Here is a 19,214-nt window from a genome sequence, read left to right as displayed (position 1 = left end):
GCACCCATGTGTCGGGGATGCCCCCGATGACAGCCGGATCCGTGATGGACGACAGCGACAAATTCGAAATCTCGGTCCTGGCCGCGATATCGGCCGTGCCGGCCGAGGAATGGGACGCCTGCGCCAACCCCGCCGGGGGCTGGCCCGAGGATCCGTTCACCCTGCACAAGGTCCTTGCCGCGTTCGAGGACAGCGGCTCTGTCGGGCCGGGCACCGGCTGGCAGGCCCGCCACCTTGTGGCCCGTTTCGGCGGGCAGGTGGTGGCCGTGATGCCGCTCTACGCCAAGGGCCACAGCCAGGGCGAGTACATCTTCGATCACAACTGGGCCCACGCCTATGAACGCGCGGGCGGGCGGTATTACCCGAAGCTGCAATCCTGCGTGCCCTTCACCCCGGCGACGGGGCGGCGCTTCCTCACCCGTCCGGGATGGGAAAGCCAGGGCTTCGCGGCGCTGGTGCAGGGCGCGTTGCAACTGACCACGGAAAACCGCCTGTCGTCCTTCCACTGCACCTTCTGCACCGAAGCGGAGTGGCAGATGGGCGGAGAGATGGGTCTTTTGCAACGCACCGGGCAGCAGTTTCACTGGCTGAACCGCGACTATGCGGATTTCGACGCCTTCCTCGCCGACCTCAACTCGCGCAAGCGCAAGACGATCCGCAAGGAGCGGCGTACGGCGCAGGCTTTCGGCGGTACGATCCGTCGGATCACCGGCGCGGATTTCGAGCCCGCCCATTGGGACGCGTTCTGGGAGTTTTACCAGGACACCGGCGCGCGCAAATGGGGCACCCCCTACCTGACGCGCCAGTTCTTCGAGATCGCGAACGCCGAATTCCCCGAGCTGATGATGATGGTCCTCGCCGAACGCGGCGGCACGCCGGTGGCCGGGGCGCTCAACTTCATCGGGCGTGAGACGCTCTATGGCCGCTACTGGGGCTGCCGCGAGGAAATCGCCTGCCTGCATTTCGAGGCGTGCTACTATCAGGCCATCGACTGGGCGATCGAGCACGGGTTGTCCAAGGTCGAAGCCGGTGCCCAAGGTGGCCATAAGCTGGCCCGCGGCTACCTGCCGGTACCGACCTACTCGCTGCACTGGATGGCGGACGAAGGTTTCGCACGGGCCGTGGAACAGTACCTTGAGGCCGAGCGCGACGCCGTGGACGAGGAAATCGAAGTCCTGACGAGCTACGGCCCGTTCAGAAAAGTGGAGGGAGAACCCTGATGGCAGAGAAACTCACCGGAGCCGCCCGCGACAGCACACTTCAGCCCCTGCTCGAATCCGGCTGGCAGATGACCGAGGGGCGCGACGCGATCACCAAGGCGTTCAAGTTCAAGGACTTCCCCGCCGCCTTCGGCTTCATGACGCGGATCGCGATCCAGGCGGAAAAGATGAACCACCACCCCGAATGGTCCAACGTCTACAACCGCGTCACGGTCGTCCTGACCACTCATGACGCCGACGGGCTGACCGAGCTGGACATCGCGCTGGCCGGAAAGATGGATGCGGCGGCCTGAGCCGCCGCGCGGTCCGGGCCTAGCCCAGCAGATCCAGTGCCGCCGCGCCGCCGGTCAGTTCGCAAGTGCCGCGGCCGGTCTCGATCTGCACGGCGTCGACCTCGCCGTCCTTCGTCGTCATGACATAGCGGATCGAGCGGTTGATCAGCCCCCGCTCGGGCACGGTGAAGGTGCCCATAGCTTCGGAAAACTTCGCCTCCGGGTCGGCCAGCAACAGGATGCCGGCGTCCAGCGCGCCGTTCTGGCGGCCCCAGGCCTCCATCGTGAAGGGGTCGTTCACGGACACGATGGCGACCGTATCGACCCCCTTGGCGCGGATCGCGTCCATCGCGGGCAGGATGCTGGGCACATGCACGGACGAACAGGTGCTGGTGAAAGCGCCGGGCATCCCGAACAGGACGGCGCGGCCCTTGCCGAGCAATTCGATACTGTTCAGCACGTCGGGATCGGCCCCTGTCTTGGTGACGAAATTGACATCGGGCAGGGTGTCTCCGGGGGAAAGGGGCATCAGCAATATCCTCGTTTTCAGTATCGCGCCGTACTCGTGTTCGCCATATAGGGGGAAGTCGGTAAAAGGACACGGGGGAAATGACGGGCATGGCTGGTATCGTGGTGATCGGCGCGGGGCAGGCGGGGGCAACCCTGGTCGAGAAGCTGCGCGCGCAGGGCTATGAGGGCGCGCTGACGCTGGTCGGGGCAGAGGATCAGCCCCCTTACCAACGCCCGCCCCTGTCCAAGAAGTACCTGCTGGGCGAAATGGCGGTCGAGCGGCTGTACCTGCGTCCGCTGTCTTTCTACGGGGAAAACGACATCACGCTGAGGCTGGGCCAGCGCGTTACCGGGATCAACAGGGCCAAGCAGGAGGTGCACCTCGAAGACGGTACCGACCTGGCCTACGACCAGCTGGCGCTGACCACCGGCTCGCGGCCCCGGCATTTGCCGGATGCGGCGGGCGGGAACCTGTCGGGCGTCTTCACGGTGCGCAACCTTGCGGATGTCGACGCTATGACGCCGGAGTTCCGGGAAGGGCGGCACGTGCTGATCGTCGGCGGCGGCTATATCGGGCTGGAGGCCGCGGCCGTGGCGGCTGCGAAGGGGCTGAAGGTCACGCTGATCGAAATGGCCGAGCGGATCCTGAACCGTGTCGCGGCAGAGCAAACGGCGGATTACTTCCGCGCGCTACACGCCGCCCATGGTGTCGATATCCGTGAGGGAATCGGGCTGGAGCGGTTGACCGGCGACGGGCGCGTCAGCGGCGCAGAGCTGACCGACGGCACCACCCTCGACATCGATTTCGCGATTGTCGGCGTTGGCATCCAGCCCGAGACCTGGCTGGCCGAAGCGGCGGGCCTGGTGATCGAGAACGGCATAAAGGTGGACGCCCATGGCCGCACCTCGGACCCGAAGATCTTCGCCGCGGGGGATTGTACGTCCTTTCCCTATCGCGACACGCGCATCCGGCTGGAAAGCGTGCCCAACGCCATCGACCAGGCCGAGGTGGTGGCGGGCGCGATGCTGGGTCACGCGGTGGGCTACACGGCGAAACCCTGGTTCTGGTCGGACCAGTACGACGTGAAATTGCAGATCGCCGGGCTGAACGCCGGGTATGACCGCGTCGTTGTGCGCCCCGGCACGCGGGAGGGGGCGCAATCCGTCTGGTATTTCAAGGGCGACCGGCTGCTGGCGGTGGACGCGATGAACGAACCGCGCGCCTATATGCTCGGCAAACGCTGGATCGAGGCGCAGGTATCCCCCGACCCGGTCCGCATCGCCGACCCGGATGCGGACCTGAAAACCATGGCGGCAGAGTGATGCGGATCATTGGCGGACGGCATCGCGGCACGGCGCTGGCCAGCGTGGGCAAGGGTGACGAGGGCGCGCACCTGCGCCCGACGACGGATCGCGTGCGCGAAAGCCTGTTCAACCTGCTGGCCCATGGCGACTACCCCCCGCTGGAAGGTGCGCGCGTGCTGGACCTGTTCGCGGGCACCGGCGCGCTGGGGTTCGAGGCACTCAGCCGGGGCGCGGGGCCGGTGCTGTTCGTGGACGCCGGGCTGAAGGCGCGCGCGCTGATCCGCGAAAACGCTGACAAGCTGGGCGTGACGGGGCAGGTCAAGATCTTCCGCCGCGACGCCACCCGCCTGGGCGAGGTGCAGGGCAAGCCTTACGGGCTGGTCTTCCTCGACCCGCCCTATGGCAAGGGGCTGGGCGAAAAGGCCCTGAGTGCCGCGCTTCAGGGGGGCTGGATTGCCCCCGGCGCGCTGATCGTCTGGGAAGAGGGGACCGACATCGCCCCGCCCGAGGGCGTGATGCTGCGCGACAGCCGCCGCTATGGCGACACGACGGTGCACATCCTGACCGCCGGGTGACACGCACCGCCATCCGGGGCATCCACCCGGAATTCCGGGTCAAGGTGCTGTTCACCCCGCGCCGGGCTTGATACCAGAAGGCCGAGAGTTTCGTGAAACCAGTCCGGGCGTCATGGCCGGATGCAACAGATGAGTACGCCCCCGGCCATGGATAAACCCGTCGCGACGCCCGAAGCGCTGCTGTCCTCCGTCTTCGGCTTTTCCGGCTTCCGTCCCGGCCAGGCCGAGATCGTGGAAGCGGTGGCCAGCGGGCAGGACGTGCTGGCGATCATGCCCACGGGCGGTGGCAAGTCGCTGTGCTTCCAGCTGCCAGCGCTGTTGCGCGAGGGGGTGACGGTAGTCATCTCTCCGCTGATTGCGCTGATGCGCGACCAGGTGCGCGCGCTGCGCGAGGCGGGCGTCGTGGCGGGGGCGCTGACCTCGGCCACGGATGCGGAGGAAAGCGAGGCGATCTTCGAGGGGATCGACGCGGGCCAGCTGAAGTTGCTCTACATGGCGCCCGAGCGCCTGGCCCGCGCGGGAACGGCAGCGCTTCTGGCGCGCATCAAGCCGACGCTCATCGCCGTGGACGAGGCGCATTGCGTCAGCCAGTGGGGCCACGACTTCCGGCCCGATTACCTGGAAATCGGAAAGCTGCGCGCGCGGCTGGGCTGCCAGCTGGCCGCCTTCACCGCCACGGCGGACCCGGAAACGCGCGAGGAAATCGCCGCCCGCCTGTTCCCGAAACCCCCGGCGGTGTTCCTGCACGGGTTCGACCGGCCCAACCTGAACCTGGCCTTCCTGCCCAAGCAGAAGCCGCGTGAGCAGGTGCTGGACTATGTTGCCGCGCGGCGCGGCCTGTCCGGGATCGTCTATTGCAGCTCACGCGCCCGGACCGAGACGCTGGCCAACGCGCTGAGCGACGCGGGGCACGCCGCGCTGGCCTATCACGCGGGGATGGACGCGGACGACCGGCGCTGGGCGGAAACCCGGTTCCAGCGTGAGGATGGGCTGGTGGTCTGCGCCACGGTGGCCTTCGGAATGGGGATCGACAAGCCCGACATCCGCTACGTGATGCACGCCGACCTGCCGAAGTCGATCGAGTCCTATTACCAGGAAATCGGCCGCGCCGGGCGCGACGGCGCCCCGGCGGAAACGCTGACCCTGTTCGGGGCCGATGACGTGCGCCTGCGCCGCGCGCAGATCGACGAGGGGCTCGCCCCGCCGGAGCGCAAGGCGGCGGACCATGGCCGCCTCAACACGCTGCTGGGCCTGGCGGAAACGCCATGGTGTCGGCGCAAGGCGCTGCTCGGCTATTTCGGGGAGACGCCCGAAGGCGACTGCGGCAACTGCGACAACTGCCGCGACAAGCCCGAGACCTTCGACGGGACGGAAGCCGCGCAGATGGCGTTCTCGGCGGTGCTGCGCACGGGACAAAGCTTCGGCATGATGCACCTGATCGACATCCTGCGCGGCACGGCCAGCGACAAGGTCAAGACGCGCGGCCATGACAGCCTGCCCACGTTCGGCGTCGGCAAGCGCTGGTCCAAGGCCGAGTGGCAGGTGATCTTCCGCCAGCTCCTGGGGCTGGACCTGCTGCGGCCCGATGCCGCGCGCCATGGCGCGCTGGTGATGACGGAGGCGGCGCGCCCCCTGCTGCGCGGCGAAGCTTCGGTCACGCTGCGCATGGACCGCCTGAAAGCCGCCGGGGGCGCGGGCGCACCGCAGGCGAAATCGCTGGTGCCGGAAGAGGATGCGCCCCTGTTCGCCCTTCTCAAAGGCAAGCGCCGCGCATTGGCCGAGGCGCAGAAAGTGCCCGCCTACGTGATCTTCCCGGACCGCACGTTGATGGAAATGGCGGCCCGGCGGCCCGAAACGCTGGACCAGATGCGCGGCATCTCGGGCATCGGGGACAAGAAGCTGGAGCGCTACGGCGCGGAATTCCTGGAGGTGATCACCGGCGAGGCGACGGCCGAGGTCCACCCCGCGCGGCGCAAGATCGCCGGGCGCTCGGAAGCCGGGCTTTTCGACGCGCTGGAGGGCGAGATGGTGCGCCTCGCGCGGGGCGAATCCGGGCTGGACGTCTACCTGTCGTGCACCCGCGCCACGCTGGCCAAGATCGCGGCCCTGCGCCCCGACACGCTTGAGGCGCTGGACGCGGTGCAGGGCATGGGCCCGCGCAAGACCGAGCGTTTCGGCGCGGCCTTCCTCGAGGTGCTGCACGCTGAGGCGGAGTCCTGAGACAGGCCATCCGCGCCCGCGGGGCCCGCGCCCTTGCGGCGGCATCCCCTGCGAACTTGCAATAAAGCCTTGCCAAAGCTATCCCCGAAGCACCCGCCGCCACTGTGTGAAAGCTTGCAAAATGTCCCAGTCCGATCCGCAGCTCCTGGTTTCCACCGATTGGCTTGAACGTCACCTCGGCGCGCCTGACCTGCGTGTCCTGGACGCAAGCTGGTACCTGCCCTCCGAAGGCCGCGACGCCCGCCGCGAGTATGAAGAGGCGCATATCCCCGGCGCGCGGTTCTTCGACATCGACGACATCAGCGACGCCAAGTCCGAGCTGCCCCACATGGCCCCGCCGGTGGAGAAGTTCATATCGCGTATGCGCGCCATGGGCATCGGCGACGGGCACCGCGTGGTGATCTATGACGGCGCTGGCCTGTTTTCCGCCGCCCGCGTGTGGTGGCTGTTCCGCCTGTTCGGCAAGCGCGACGTCGCCGTGCTGGATGGCGGCCTGCCCAAGTGGCGGGCCGAGGGTCGCCCGGTGGAGGATGAGCTGCCGGTGCTGCGCGACCGCCATTTCACCGCGCGCCGGGACGCGGGCCTGGTCAAGGACGTCACGCAAGTGGCCCAGGCCGCCAAGCTGGAGGAGTGGCAGATCGTCGACGCCCGCTCGCCCGCGCGGTTCGCCGGGGAAGAGGCCGAGGCGCGCCCCGGCCTGCGCGCCGGCCACATCCCCGGGGCGCGCAACGTCCATTACAAGGACCTGCTGAAGCCCAACGGCACCATGAAGGACGTGGATGCCCTGCGCGCCGCCTTCGAAGCGGCGGGCGTGGACCTGTCGCGGCCGGTCATCACCTCCTGCGGGTCGGGCGTGACGGCGGCGATCCTGAGCCTGGCGCTGGAGCGGCTCGACCATCCCCGCCACGCGCTCTACGACGGATCCTGGAGCGAGTGGGGCAAGTATCCCGACCTTCAGATCGAGACGGGCCCGGCGCGGAGCTGACGGCCGTGTCCCGCAACACGCCCCGCCCCGGACCCTCGGGGCTTGCAGTGGGCCGCCCGTGTCCGGCGGGCGCGCAACCGGGGCGCAACAAGACAGGATGGGCTGAGACATGACGATGGTTCCCGCAGGCACGCGCGTGCCGGTCACGATCACCTATCTCGAAATGACCCGCCGCCCCGGCTTTGACCGGCCGAGCCTGCCGAACGGGCCGCCAACGGTCCTGCTCGCCGCCGAGAAGCCGCCGGTGTGGTACTTCCTCAACCTCTACAGCGCCGTCGGCGGCCCGTGGGAGTGGACGGACAAGTTTGCCACCGACCCCGAAGAGCTGCGCGCCTACGTACAGGACCCGAAAGTCACCCTTTACACGCTGATGCGGGCCGGCTGGCCCGCCGGTTTCTTCCTGCTGGACGCACGGCAGAACGGGGCGGTCGAGCTCGGCTACCTCGGGCTGGTGCCCGAGGCGATCGGCCTCGGCCTTGGGGATTGGCTGCTGAAGACGGCGATCCACGCCGCCTGGGACATTCCGGGCACCAAAACCGTCAAGCTGGAGACGTGCACGCTGGACCATCCCCGTGCGCTGGGCCTATATCAGAAAGCGGGCTTTACCCCGGTGGGGCAGGCCGAAATCTCTCGTGTTTTGTCCCGGGACCGGGACATGCCAAGCCATACAGAGGACACCTAAGCCATGTTGCAGAACCTGACACAGCAGCCGCCAGACAAGATCATCGAGATGATCGGCATGTTCCGCGCAGACCCGCGCGCGGAGAAGCTGGATCTCGGGGTCGGTGTCTACAAGGATGCTGAGGGCAGGACCCCGGTGATGCGCGCCGTCAAGGCGGCCGAGGCGCGCCTGGTCGAGCAGCAGGAAAGCAAGTCCTACGTCGCGCTTCTGGGCGATCAGGGCTACCTGGACGCGATGCAGGACCTGGTGCTGGGCGACGCCGCCCCCGAGGGCCGGATCGTCGGCGCGGCCACGCCGGGCGGCACCGGGGCGATCCACCAGCTTCTGGAACTGGTCAAGATGGCCAAGCCGGGCGCGACCGTCTGGTATTCCGACCCGACCTGGCCAAACCACCCCGCGATGGTCAAGCACATGGGCCTGGGCGCGCGCACCTACCGCTATTTCGACGACGCGACGCGCGGCGTGGATTTTGACGGCATGATGCAGGACCTGGCCGAGGTCGCGGCGGATGACGTCGTCATCCTGCACGGCTGCTGCCACAACCCCACCGGCGCGAACCTGTCGCCCGAGCAGTGGGACCGCGTGACCGACCTGCTGCTGGAAAAGCAGGCGATGCCCTTCATCGACTTCGCCTACCAGGGCTTCGGCGACGGGCTTGAGGCGGATGCCGCCGCCGTGCGCAAGATGGTAGGCCGCGTACCCCAGATGCTGATCGCGGCCAGCTGCTCCAAGAACTTCGGCCTGTACCGCGACCGCGTCGGCGTCGCCTTCGTGATCTGCGCCGACACGGAAACGGCGGATGTGACCAAGGGTGTGATGGCCTCGATCAACCGGCTGAACTTCTCCTTCCCGCCGGATCACGGCGCGAAGGTGGTGGAAATCATCCTGAGCGACCCCGAGCTGAAGGCCGACTGGCAGGCCGAGCTGGAAGAGATGCGCCAGCGCATGCTGCAACTGCGCACCGGCCTGGCCGAGGCGCTGCGCCGCGAAACCAACGGCAACGACTTCGACTTCGTGGCCGAGCATCGCGGCATGTTCAGCCGCCTGGGCCTGCCGGGCGAGCAGGTGCTGCGCCTGCGCGACCAGGCCGGGATCTACATGGTCGGCGACAGCCGCGTGAACATCGCAGGCCTGCCGGATGAGGGGCTGGAGGGGCTGGCCCGGGCTATCGTCTCGACGTCGGAGTAAGTTGCCCGATCAGAAATGCTGAAGGGGGCGTGCCGGTGGGCGCGCCCCCTTTGCGTTTGGGGGTGGTGGTTCTGTGGGGGATTGGAAGAGTGCCCGTCCGGTGTGAGCCCCCTTTGCGAGTTCGTCAGGACGCGGCGATTACCCACGTGCCCTGGCTCAGTAGAACGCGCCGAACACCCATCCCGAAACCATCGACCCCACGAGCGCCAATGCAAGATAAAGCAGGAAGGGTTTCAGCTTCAGCACCGGGAAGATCGCCATCGCGCCCCAGATGCTGACAACGCCGCCGGAAACCAGAAAGGCCATGGCCGCGCCAGCCGACATGCCGTGTTCCAGAAGAACACGTGTCAGCGGGAGTGCCGCATATCCGTCAATGTAGGCCGGGCCGCCGATGACAACAGCCAGGGGAACGGCAAAGGCACTGTTTCGGCCCATATAGGCGGCGACGGCATTCGGCTCCAACCAAGCGTTCAAAAGGTACTCCGCCGCAAATGCGGGTATGAGAACCAGCAGGATCAGGCGTGTGATCGACCAGCTTTCCCGAACAAACCCGGCGCGGCGGGCCGGATCGCGCCAGATGCGCGGATCAAACCCAGCCCTTTCCTCAGCGTATCCGCCGCATTGCCCCCCAAGCGATCCGACGATCCGGTTCGAGCGGAGTGGAGAGGCGACCCAATCGCAGCCTGCGACCAGTGCAGTCATGGCACCGCCAAACAAACCCAGCCCGATGGCTGCCAGCGCCTTGCCGATTGCGAACTCCCATCCCAAGGTCGCAACTGTCGCGGACAGCATTGCCGGTCCCGTGATGGGCGAGGCGAGCCAGAACGCCATGACGGGGACCAGTGGAACCCGTGCGGCCAGAAGACCTGCCATGAGCGGCAGAACCGTCACGCCGCAGACCGGAAGCAATGCACCCACGACAGTGGCTCCGATGACGGATTGCACCCTACGGCCATGAAATACCGCCGCCACCTGGTCGCTCGCGCCGCTTGCCGTGATCCAGGCCGCGAGCAGGATGCCCGGAACAACGAGCGGTGCGACGTGGATCATTCCGAGGATGACGAACCACGCCGTCTCCAGGGCAAAACCGGGGCGCCAGAAGGTCAGCGCGATCATTGTTGCAGCCAGCAAGATATAGACATGCTTCGCACCCGGTCGGGCGTACTGGATGATTTCTGAAACTGACATGGCGATCCCCTGTCTTTGGGAGGAGAGGCTACTGTCTCGACAGCCATATGAGAATCGAGTAGTTTGAGATTCAGTCATTCGAAAATCAAATGCCATGGCGCATCTCAACAGTGATCACCTGCGCACCTTCCTCGCCATTCTGGAGGCCGGAAGCATAACCGGTGGGGCAGAGCGTATCGGTCGGTCCCAATCTGCCGCGAGCCTTCAGATCAGGCAGATGGAAGACGTAGTCGGACAGCCGCTGTTTCGCCGTCATGGCCGGGGCATTTCGCTGACCCTTGCGGGAGAGAAGCTGCGCCCGGTGGCCAGGAATGTCGTCCAGTCGCTCGATACGACACTTTCAGAGCTTCGCGGCGGGGGCCTCAAAGGCAAACTGAGGATCGGAATACCCGACGATCACAGCCGGTCCGAACTGGCAAACATCATATCATCCTTCGCTGCCATGCATCCCGAAGTTGAACTGGAGGTTCACTGTGCCCTGGGCGCCGGATTTGCGGCGGCGCTCGAGTCGGGGCGGCTCGATCTCGCGGTTCACGAAGTGCCCGAGCCGGGCAAGGACGACATGGTTCTCAAGAAAGATCATCTGGTCTGGATGTACCGCCTGGAAAGCGCGGTCGCCGAATCCGAGGTCCTGCCTGTCGCGGTCTTTGATCGCGATTGTTGGTGGCGCGACCTTGCCATGTCCGGTCTGGATGATATCGGTCGCGCATATCAGGTCGTATTCACGAGCGAGAGCACAACTGGCGTTCGCGCCGCCGTGCAAGCCGGGATCGCGGCTGGCCTGCTAAGCGCGTCGGAGGATGTGGAGGGCCTGCGCCCCTTGGCAAACATCAAGTCACGCTACCCGACATACCTGGTCTTACAAAAGGCAAGCGGAGCCAATGGCCCCATATGTGATGCGATGTCCGAGGCGATCCTAAAGGCATTCGCGACGTGAGCTGCCAAAGGGGGTGCGCCTGCGGGCGCGCCTCCTTTGCTTTTGGGGTGGCGAGTGTCGTTCGGTGGGGGATTGAGAGAGTGTCCTGGCATCAGCCCATTCTTCTTGATGCCGCATGGTCCAAGAAGGTCAGCTTCAGGGCCCCAAGCCCGCCCTTCGGACCGTCTAGCGTTCAGGTTCGGACCAGTCGGAGGCGGGGACATTGCGGCGTTGCAGACGAAGTGCAAGGCCGATGGCGACGCCAACACCGATCGCGATTGTCAGATCGGCGAGAACCGTCAGGATCATCGTCAGGAGCAGAAGAAACACGTCGGACCTTCGTTCCGCCAGGTAGATGCGCCACTTGTGCGGCTCGCTCATATTCCAAGCCGTCAGGATAAGGAGACCGGCCAACGCTGGCATGGCCATGAAACCGACCAATCCCGAAGCCAGCAACATCACGACGAGAACGGTGATTGCATGGACAAGGCCTGCGACCGGCGTCTTGCCTCCGGCCCGGATGTTGGTCGCGGTTCTGGCGATAGCTCCCGTCGCTGGCATGCCGCCAAAGAGCGACGATCCGATGTTCGCCGCCCCTTGCGCCAACAGTTCGGCGTTCGGGCGGTGCTGGCCCGAAATCATGCGGTCCGCCACCATCGCGGACAGCAGGGATTCTACGCCTGCCAGAAACGCGATGACGATGGCCGAGGGCAGTAACGCCACGATCCGCGAGACGCTGACATCCGGCAATTCCGGCCATGGCAGCGTGCTGGGGAGCGCGCCGAAGCGTGACCAGATCGTCTCGACCGGCAGGCCAGCGATCGCGACGATGGCGGATGTGATGGCGACGGCGACAATCAGCCCGGGCAATCTTGGCGCTGCGCGGCGGAAAAGAACGATAAGAACCATCGTTAAAAGGCCAATGAAGGCGGATGCCGGGGAAAATGTTGCGCGGGCTGACCAGAGCACGTCCAGCTTGGCAAGAAACTCGGCAGGAACCCCTGCTACCGTCAAACCCAGAAGACTATCGAGTTGGCTTGTCGCAATGATGACGGCAATACCGATGGTAAACCCGTTGATGACTGGCTCGGGGATCAGGCGAATGAGATTCCCGGCGCGAAAGTATCCCCCCACGAGCAGGATCAGACCCGCCAGGAACGTAGCAATGACCAGCCCATCGTAGCCGTGCTGGGTGACAACGCCAAAGACCACAACGATGAAGGCGCCTGTCGGTCCCCCGATCTGGACCCGGCTCCCGCCAAGCAGTGAGACCAGGAAACCGGCGACGATAGCTGTCACAAGTCCCTTCGCTGGCTCGGCCCCCGACGCGATGGCGATGGCGATGCTCAGGGGCAAGGCGACCATGGCCACCGTCACCCCCGCAATCGCGTCCTGCATGAACAGGGCTCGCGTATATCCGGGCAAGGTTGTGAGAATCTTGGGCTTCATATGCGGACGTTAGAATGCCGCCAGCCGAATGTCATATCGGATAAATGGAATTGTTCGTGACGACCGTCTTCGTCCGTCAGGCCCACTGGGTCGACATCCAGGTTCCCCTTATTCCGCCGCCGCTGACCGGGGAAGCTTGCGCAGCATGGTCAGGCGGAACGTGGCCCCCGGCGCGTCTGGCACCAGCTCAAGATCGCCGCCGATGTTGCGCATGATTTCCCGGCTGATGGGCAGGCCCAGCCCGGCGCTTCCGGCCAGCGTGACCTCGCCCAGGCGGGTGAACTTCTCGAACACGTTCTTGCGTTGATGCGCCGGAATCCCGGGGCCGTTGTCGGCCACGTCCAGCGTGACGTGGTGCTTGGAGGCGAGGGCGGAAATCCGGATCTCTCCGCCGGTGTCGGGGCCGTACTTGATCGCGTTGGTGACCAGGTTGATCAGCACCTGCGCCAGCCGGTCGAAGTCCGCCGCGACGACGGTGTCGAGGCTCTTTTCCTCAAGCTTGATGACGGTCTTGCCGCTGGTGCGCAGCCCCTCGGTCGCAGTCAGCGCGACGTTGACGACGTCGGCCAGGCGCACCTCGGACAGGTTCAGGCGGATGCGTCCGCTTTCCAGGAAGCTCAGGTCCAGGATCTCGTCCAGCAGGCGGGTCAGGCGCTGGCTTTCCTCTTGGATGATGCCGACGAAGCGGCTGACGTCCTCCTGCGCCAGGTCGGGCTTCTCGCGCAGGATTTCCGCGAAGGACCGGATCGAGGTCATGGGCGTGCGCAGCTCGTGGCTCACCTGGCTGAGGAAGGCGTCGCGCTGGGCGCCCACCTCGGTCAGGCGCGCGTTGGCTGAGCGGAGTTCGGCGGCGGTGGCGGCCAGTTCGTTCGACTGGCGCTCAAGCTCTTGCGAATATTCGACGATCTGCGCCGTCTCGTCCGCCATGCGGATCAGCTCATCGACCGAGATCTGCCCCCCGCCGGTGATCTGGCTGACCATCGCATGGGCCGAGGATGCGCCGACGGACCCGGCGAGTTCCCGTTCCACCATGGTGATGAGCGCGCCGTCCACCTCTGGCAGGCCGGTGGGTTTGCTTTGCAGCCGCGCGGCCTGCGTGAACAGCTGGTGCGCGGTTTCCGTGCCGAGGATGCGTTGCGCAAGGGTGAACAGATCCTCGGACGTAGCGGAGCGGGACAGGACCGGCGCGCCCGGCCCCCGCTCGGCGTAGCGGAAGGTATCGACGAACTGCGCCGCCTGGATCCGCTCCAGCGGGCTGGCGCGCGTGACGAGTGAAACGCCGACGAAGCCGGTGACGTTCAGCGTCATGCTCCAGAACATCGAATGCACCAGCGGGTCCTCTATCGCCAGGCCGAACAGTTGCTGCGGGCGCAGCAGGGTCAGGCCGAAGGGGCCGTTGGTGATCGTTTGGGCGGACAGCAGCACCGCCCCGTCGAAGCTGGGAAGGAACAGCGTGTAGGCCCAGACCGTGAAGCCAAGGCAGACCCCGGTCAGCGCCCCCGCCCGCGTGGCCCCGCGCCAGTAGACGCCGCCGATCAGGCTGGGCAACACCTGCGCGATCCCCGCGAAGGCGATCAGCCCGATGGAGGCCAGCGCCGCCGACCCGCCCGACAGCAGGAAATACAGGTAGCCAAGCCCCAGCACCCCCAGGATCGACACCCGCCGCGCCGTCAGCACGACGGAGCGTACATCGCCGCTGATCTCTGTCCGGCTGCGGTCCGAGGCCAGCCAGATCGGCATCACGATATGGTTGGAGATCATCGTGGACAGCGCGATGGTGGACACGATCACCATCGACGTCGCCGCCGAAAAGCCGCCAAGGAACGACAGCAGCGTCAGCCCCGTCTGCCCCTGTGACAGCGGCACGGTCAGGACGTAAAGATCCGGGTTCGACCCCTCGGGCAGCAGCCCGCGCCCGGCGGCGGCGATGGGCAGGATGAACAGCGAGATCAGCAGAAGGTAGGTCGGAAACGCCCAGGCGGCGGTAGCCAGATGGCGCTCGTCCGCGTTTTCCACCACCAGCACCTGGAACATGCGGGGCAGGCAGATCAGCGCCGTGGCCGACAGGAAGGTCAGCGTCACCCAGCGAGGGCCGAAGATGGGCTCTCCGCTGCCGGTGACGGCTGGCAGGTTCTCGGCCATGGTGGCGGGGCCGCCGGTCATGCCGAAGACGACAAAGACGCCGACGGCAAGCAGAGCGATCAGCTTGATCACCGCTTCCACCGCGATGGCCGATACGACGCCGAAGTGCCGCTCGTTCGCATCGATGGAGCGGGTGCCGAACAGGATCGCGAAGGCCGCCAGCCCGATGGCGAAGGTCAGCCCGATCTGCGCCGAGCTGATGCCTGAGCCGCCGTCGGCCGTCGTCAGTGCCTGGAACGACAGGCTCAGCGATTGCAGTTGCAGCGCGACATAGGGGGTGGTCGCGATCACCGCCAGCAGGGTGACGACGACGCCCAGCGTGTTGCTCTTGCCATAACGTGAGGACAGCAGGTCCGCGATGGAGGTGATCCGCTGCGTGCGCCCGATCCGCACCATCTTGCGCAGCAGCAGCCACCAGCCGAACATGACCAGCGACGGGCCAAGGTAGATCGTCACGTACTCAAGCCCGTTGCGCGCCGCCGAGCCGACGGCGCCGTAGAATGTCCAGCCCGTGCAATAGACCGACAGAGACAGCGTGTAGACGATGGGCGAGTGGATCCAGCCGTGTGCGCCCATAGCCGCGCGCCGTTCCGCCAAGAAGGCGATGGCGAACAGCATCATCGTGTAGGCGACGCAGACCACGAGCAGAATGTTGATGGCCAGCATCGCGCTCCCCTCCTACGGCCGGGTCTGCCTACTGCTCAGGCGCCGCGCCAGTGCGCGGGTGACGATAATCAGCCCCGCCCAGACCGTGAAGACATAGACGAAGGCCACGGGGATGCCGAATATGGTCGCATCGCCCGAAAAGATGTTCAGCAGCGGCGACGCCAGCAGCAGGCACCCGGCAAGGGGCGTCGCGATGGCGCCGTCCTCGTGCTTGCGGCGTTGCAGCGCGCGCTCTGCAAGGTCTGCGGGGTCGCGCGTCATGCCTCGGCAAGGCGGCGCACGGTCGCGACGACCTCGGCGTTGGAGAAGGGTTTCGTCATGAAGGCGGTGACACCCAGTTCCTCGGCGGTGCGCTTGTCCTGCGCCTGGCCCTTGGCGGTCAGCATCAGCACCGGCAGGCGGCCGGCGTCCGTGCTGCGGATGTCGCGCAGGATATCGAAGCCCGAGCGGTTGGGCAGCATCACGTCAAGCACCACCACATGGGGCGACACCGCCTGCATCCGGGCGATCGCGCGGCCGCCGTCGGTTTCGACGGTTACATCGAACCCCTCGTGAACCAGCAGGAACCGCAGGGCATCGGCGATGTTGGGCTCGTCCTCGACGATCAACACCCGTTGCTGCATCGTTATCCCCTCCCCGGAGACGGTTTTTCGGTCCGTTCGGACCTTGTTGTTCGCGGCAGCATAGCGGTTTTTATCGGCGGGTGTCACGGCTTTTGACCGCCCCCGCGCAGGCGGGCTCAGGCGGGATTGTTACGCCAGATCACGGCGTTGAGCGCACCGGCGTAACTCACCCAGACGACATAGGGGGCAAGCAGTAGGCCCGCCAGCGTGTCGGCCCGGAAGGCGAGCACGGTCGTCATCACCACTGCGACCCACATGAGGCACAGCACGACGAGCGCCGCGCCAAGGCGTCTCAGCCCGAAGAAGACCGGCGACCAGACCGCGTTCAGCACGATCTGCGCCGCCCAGAAGGCCAGCGCCGGGGCCGCCAGCTCCAACGGGGCCTGCGCGACGCGGTAGGCGGCCCAGGCCATGGCGATGTAAAGCGCGGTCCACGCCAGCGGGAACAGCCATTTCGGCGGGGTCCAGGCTGGTTTCTCCAGCGTTTCGTACCATTCACCGGGCGAAAACATCGCCCCGGTGGAGGCCGCGCCCATCACGGCCAGGCTGAGGCCGGCGAGGGTGATCCAGTCCATTGCGCATATTCCTTTGGTGCCTGTGCTCAGATGGGCCCCGCGCGGTGCGGAGTCAACTTGCCGTTTGCCGCCCCGATCCGCGCAGCGCACGTTCGCGCGCCTCAAGCTCGGCGAAGATATCGACGACGCCGGTCAGCTTGCGCTCCATCTCGGCCAGCGCGGGGTTGCGCACCGGCTCGCGCCGGGCGGCGTTCACGAGGAAGGCGGTTTCGGGCAGGGCCGGGGCGTGCAGCACCGCCGAGCGGGGCATCAGAAGCGTCACACCCGTCGCCGCATATGCCCGCCCCACGAGGCGCAGTTTGCGCGCGGTGGAGGTGTGGGCGCGGTGATTGATGCTGTCATACTCGTTGCGCCGCACCTCGGCCCCGATCGCGGCATAGATCAGGCGCGCGGCAAAGATCGCCGGGCGGCAGCCGCGGGGCAGGGCGGCGACGCCCGCCTCGGCCCGGTAGTACAGGCGCTGGGCTTCCGCAAGAAGGCGGTGGATCACCTGCGCCAGCGGGCGCGAGGGACGCGGATCGGCCAGGAAGCTGTCCGGGTCCAGCCCCGCCTCGCGCATCCAGTGCATCGGCAGGTAAAGGCGGCCCTCGCGCGCGTCCTCGCCCACGTCTCGGGCGATGTTGGTCAGCTGCATCGCGACGCCGAGGTCGCAGGCGCGGGCCAGTGCATTGGCGTCGCGCACGCCCATCAGCACCGTCATCATCGCCCCTACGGCCGAGGCGACGCGGGCGGAATAGGCGCGCACATCCTCGATCGTGTCGTAGCGGCGGTCCATCGCGTCCCAGGCGAAGCCTTCGAGCAGGGCGTCGGGCAGGGCGCGGGGCATGTCGTGATCGGCCACCATCCGCGCGAAGGCCCGGTCCGCCGCCGTATCCACCGGGGTGCCGGCATAGGCCGCGTCCAGCCGCGCGCGCAGGCGCAGGACTGCGGCGGATTTCTCGTCCACCAGGTCCACGGCGTCGTCGGCCAGCCGGCAGAAGGCATAGAGCGCAAGCGCGGGGTCGCGCACCTTCGCGGGCAGCAGAAGCGAGGCGGCGTGAAAGGATTTCGAGCCGTGCCGGATCGCCACCCGGCAGGCGTCCAGATCGTCGAGCGGGCTCATTCGGCGGCCTCCAGGTAGTCATGGGGCGGGGCGTTCGCGGCGGCGGGCGCATCGGGGATCATCTTCGCCAGCACCTCGGCCGAGGACAGGACGCCGGGCACCCCCGCGCCGGGATGCGTGCCCGCCCCGGCGAGGTACAGGCCGCGCGCCTCCTCGCTCACGTTGTGGGGGCGGAACCAGGCGCTTTGCAGGATGCGCGGCTCGATGGAAAAGCCCGCACCGAAGGGGCTGAGGTAGCGCGTCTCGAAGTCCGCCGGGGTCAGAATCTCCTCCGCCGTGATCCGGTCCTGAAAGCCGGGGATCAGGTCTTGCAGGGCGGCGGTGACTTTTTCCTTGTAGCTGTCGCGCATGGTGGCCCAGTCAACGGGGTCGGCATGGCCCAAGTGCGGCACGGGCGACAGCACGTAGAAGGTGTCGTCCCCTTCCGGCGCGACGCCGGGGTCTGTGACGGAGGGGCGGTGGACATAAAGGCTCATGTCATCGGCCAGCTTGCCCTTGATGAAGATGTCCTTCAGCAGCCCTTCGTAGCGGGGCCCCGACAGGATCGTGTGATGGCCAACGTCACCCCAGTCCCCGCGCGTACCCCTGGTGCCGAAGTACCAGACGAACAGCCCCATGGACCACGACCGGCGTTTGAGCTTCGCGGGCTTCCAGCGGCGCTTCGGGTGGTTACGCAGCAGCCGGGTATAGGTGTGCCCCGCATCGGCGTTGGACACGACGATGTTGGCCTCCAGCAGCGTGCCGTTGGCCAGGCGCACGCCCGTGGCGCGGCCGTCCGAGATCAGGATCTCGTCCGCCTCCGTGCCCAGCTGGACGGTGCCGCCCTGCTCGGTCACGATCCGGGCCATGGAGTCGGCGATGGCCTGCACGCCGCCCACCGCGTAATGCACGCCGAACCGCTTTTCCAGGTAGCTGACCAGCGCGTAGATCGAGGTGACGTTCATCGGGTCCCCGCCAATGAACAGCGGGTGGAACGACAGCGCCATGCGCAAACGCTCGTCCTTCACCCGCCGCCGGGCGAGGCCGAGGATCGAGCGGTCCGCCCTCAGCCAGGCGAACATCGGCAGCACCTTTATCGTCTCCCACGCACGGTGCATGGGGATGTTCACCATGCCCTCGAAGCCGACGACATAGCGCTTGTGGCTGTCTTTCAGGAACGCGAGGTAGCCCGAAACATCGCCGGGGCTGAGGCGGCGAACCTCCTCCACCATGCGCTGCGTATCGCCCGACGCTTGCAGGCGGCTGCCGTCGGGCCAGCGGATTTCGTAGAACGGGTCGAGGGCGCGCAGGTCGATATCGGTGTGGAAGTCGCGCCCGCAGGCGGCCCAGAGCGACTCGAACACCTGCGGGACGGTGATGATCGTCGGGCCAAGGTCGAAGCGGTGCCCGTCGCGCGTCAGCGACGAGCCGCGCCCGCCGGGCCGGTCCAGCCGGTCCACGACGGTGACGGCGTAGCCCTTCGCGCCCAGCCGCATCGCCGCCGCAAGCCCGCCCAGCCCCGCACCGACGACAACGGCCCGCGCGCGACCCGTAGGGCCGCCGGGCGACATCGTGGCGGAGGCTGCGTCTGTCTGCATCCTACGACGGTAGCAGTGT

18 protein-coding genes are annotated in these 19,214 nt (G+C 66.8%); 9 read left to right on the top strand and 9 right to left on the bottom strand.

All coding sequences use genetic code 11. The features are described from left to right. Positions 1-44: 44 nt before the first annotated feature. Together DJ029_RS02670 and DJ029_RS02665 are read left to right on the top strand one after the other, a co-directional pair. Complete coding sequence (locus DJ029_RS02670) at positions 45-1,220, top strand: GNAT family N-acetyltransferase (protein WP_112320770.1); 1,176 nt, start codon at positions 45-47, stop codon at positions 1,218-1,220. Continuing rightward, positions 1,220-1,513, top strand: a complete 294-nt coding sequence (locus DJ029_RS02665) for a 4a-hydroxytetrahydrobiopterin dehydratase (protein WP_112320769.1) — start codon at positions 1,220-1,222, stop codon at positions 1,511-1,513. The genes DJ029_RS02670 and DJ029_RS02665 overlap by 1 nt, the downstream gene beginning before the upstream one ends. Before the next feature lie 19 nt (positions 1,514-1,532). On the opposite strand, the gene DJ029_RS02660 is transcribed toward DJ029_RS02665, so the two are convergent. Beyond that, a complete protein-coding gene (locus DJ029_RS02660) occupies positions 1,533-2,021 on the bottom strand; it encodes a peroxiredoxin family protein (protein ID WP_112320768.1) in 489 nt (162 codons plus the stop codon). A gap of 89 nt (positions 2,022-2,110) precedes the next feature. Between DJ029_RS02660 and DJ029_RS02655 the strand changes: the two genes are divergently transcribed. From DJ029_RS02655 to DJ029_RS02630, 6 genes are all read left to right on the top strand, one after another. Beyond that, positions 2,111-3,325 carry an NAD(P)/FAD-dependent oxidoreductase gene (locus tag DJ029_RS02655; RefSeq protein ID WP_112321317.1) on the top strand — a complete coding sequence of 405 codons (1,215 nt, stop codon included), beginning with the start codon at positions 2,111-2,113 and terminating at the stop codon, positions 3,323-3,325. Then, complete coding sequence (gene rsmD / locus DJ029_RS02650) at positions 3,325-3,882, top strand: 16S rRNA (guanine(966)-N(2))-methyltransferase RsmD (protein WP_112320767.1); 558 nt, start codon at positions 3,325-3,327, stop codon at positions 3,880-3,882. Before DJ029_RS02655 ends, rsmD begins: the two co-directional genes overlap by 1 nt. A 129-nt stretch (positions 3,883-4,011) precedes the next feature. Then, the gene (recQ, locus tag DJ029_RS02645; RefSeq protein WP_232822939.1) at positions 4,012-6,102 is read left to right on the top strand and encodes a DNA helicase RecQ; all 2,091 of its coding nucleotides are present in this window, start codon (positions 4,012-4,014) and stop codon (positions 6,100-6,102) included. A gap of 121 nt (positions 6,103-6,223) precedes the next feature. Continuing rightward, positions 6,224-7,087: a 3-mercaptopyruvate sulfurtransferase gene (sseA, locus tag DJ029_RS02640; protein WP_112320765.1), complete on the top strand. Its 864-nt coding sequence runs from the start codon at positions 6,224-6,226 to the stop codon at positions 7,085-7,087. 109 nt (positions 7,088-7,196) lie between these two features. Continuing rightward, a complete protein-coding gene (locus DJ029_RS02635; protein ID WP_198671029.1) occupies positions 7,197-7,769 on the top strand; it encodes a GNAT family N-acetyltransferase in 573 nt (190 codons plus the stop codon). Positions 7,770-7,772: 3 nt separating this feature from the next. Next, entirely contained in the window at positions 7,773-8,957 is a 1,185-nt protein-coding gene (locus DJ029_RS02630; RefSeq protein ID WP_112320764.1) for an amino acid aminotransferase, read from the top strand. Between the two features lie 156 nt (positions 8,958-9,113). Here DJ029_RS02630 and DJ029_RS02625 read toward each other — a convergent pair whose 3' ends face one another. Continuing rightward, positions 9,114-10,145 (bottom strand): permease, encoded by a 1,032-nt coding sequence (locus tag DJ029_RS02625; protein ID WP_112320763.1) that lies wholly within the window; start codon positions 10,143-10,145, stop codon positions 9,114-9,116. 94 nt (positions 10,146-10,239) lie between these two features. On the opposite strand from DJ029_RS02625, the gene DJ029_RS02620 reads away from it, so the two are divergent. Beyond that, positions 10,240-11,082 carry a LysR family transcriptional regulator gene (locus DJ029_RS02620; RefSeq protein WP_112320762.1) on the top strand — a complete coding sequence of 281 codons (843 nt, stop codon included), beginning with the start codon at positions 10,240-10,242 and terminating at the stop codon, positions 11,080-11,082. Positions 11,083-11,247: 165 nt separating this feature from the next. Here DJ029_RS02620 and DJ029_RS02615 read toward each other — a convergent pair whose 3' ends face one another. From DJ029_RS02615 to DJ029_RS02585, 7 genes are all read right to left on the bottom strand, one after another. Next, positions 11,248-12,459, bottom strand: coding sequence for a SulP family inorganic anion transporter (locus DJ029_RS02615; protein WP_308860678.1), 1,212 nt, complete (start codon positions 12,457-12,459; stop codon positions 11,248-11,250). A 159-nt stretch (positions 12,460-12,618) separates the two neighbouring features. Then, entirely contained in the window at positions 12,619-15,318 is a 2,700-nt protein-coding gene (locus DJ029_RS02610) for an ATP-binding protein (protein WP_112320760.1), read from the bottom strand. A gap of 12 nt (positions 15,319-15,330) precedes the next feature. Beyond that, positions 15,331-15,579: a hypothetical protein gene (locus DJ029_RS02605; protein WP_198671028.1), complete on the bottom strand. Its 249-nt coding sequence runs from the start codon at positions 15,577-15,579 to the stop codon at positions 15,331-15,333. Further along, complete coding sequence (locus DJ029_RS02600) at positions 15,576-15,941, bottom strand: response regulator transcription factor (RefSeq protein ID WP_112320759.1); 366 nt, start codon at positions 15,939-15,941, stop codon at positions 15,576-15,578. Before DJ029_RS02600 ends, DJ029_RS02605 begins: the two co-directional genes overlap by 4 nt. Positions 15,942-16,057: 116 nt before the next feature. Next, a complete protein-coding gene (gene tspO / locus DJ029_RS02595; protein WP_112320758.1) occupies positions 16,058-16,516 on the bottom strand; it encodes a tryptophan-rich sensory protein TspO in 459 nt (152 codons plus the stop codon). A gap of 52 nt (positions 16,517-16,568) precedes the next feature. After that, positions 16,569-17,618: a 15-cis-phytoene synthase gene (gene crtB, locus DJ029_RS02590; RefSeq protein WP_112320757.1), complete on the bottom strand. Its 1,050-nt coding sequence runs from the start codon at positions 17,616-17,618 to the stop codon at positions 16,569-16,571. Beyond that, a complete protein-coding gene (locus DJ029_RS02585; RefSeq protein WP_112320756.1) occupies positions 17,615-19,195 on the bottom strand; it encodes a phytoene desaturase in 1,581 nt (526 codons plus the stop codon). The genes crtB and DJ029_RS02585 overlap by 4 nt, the downstream gene beginning before the upstream one ends. Positions 19,196-19,214: the final 19 nt, after the last annotated feature.

The sequence above is a fragment of the Oceanibium sediminis genome (assembly GCF_003265325.1).
Lineage (GTDB): Bacteria > Pseudomonadota > Alphaproteobacteria > Rhodobacterales > Rhodobacteraceae > Halovulum > Halovulum sediminis.
Note: the sequence above shows the minus strand (reverse complement) of the source record. Positions and strands in the feature narration are given on the sequence as shown.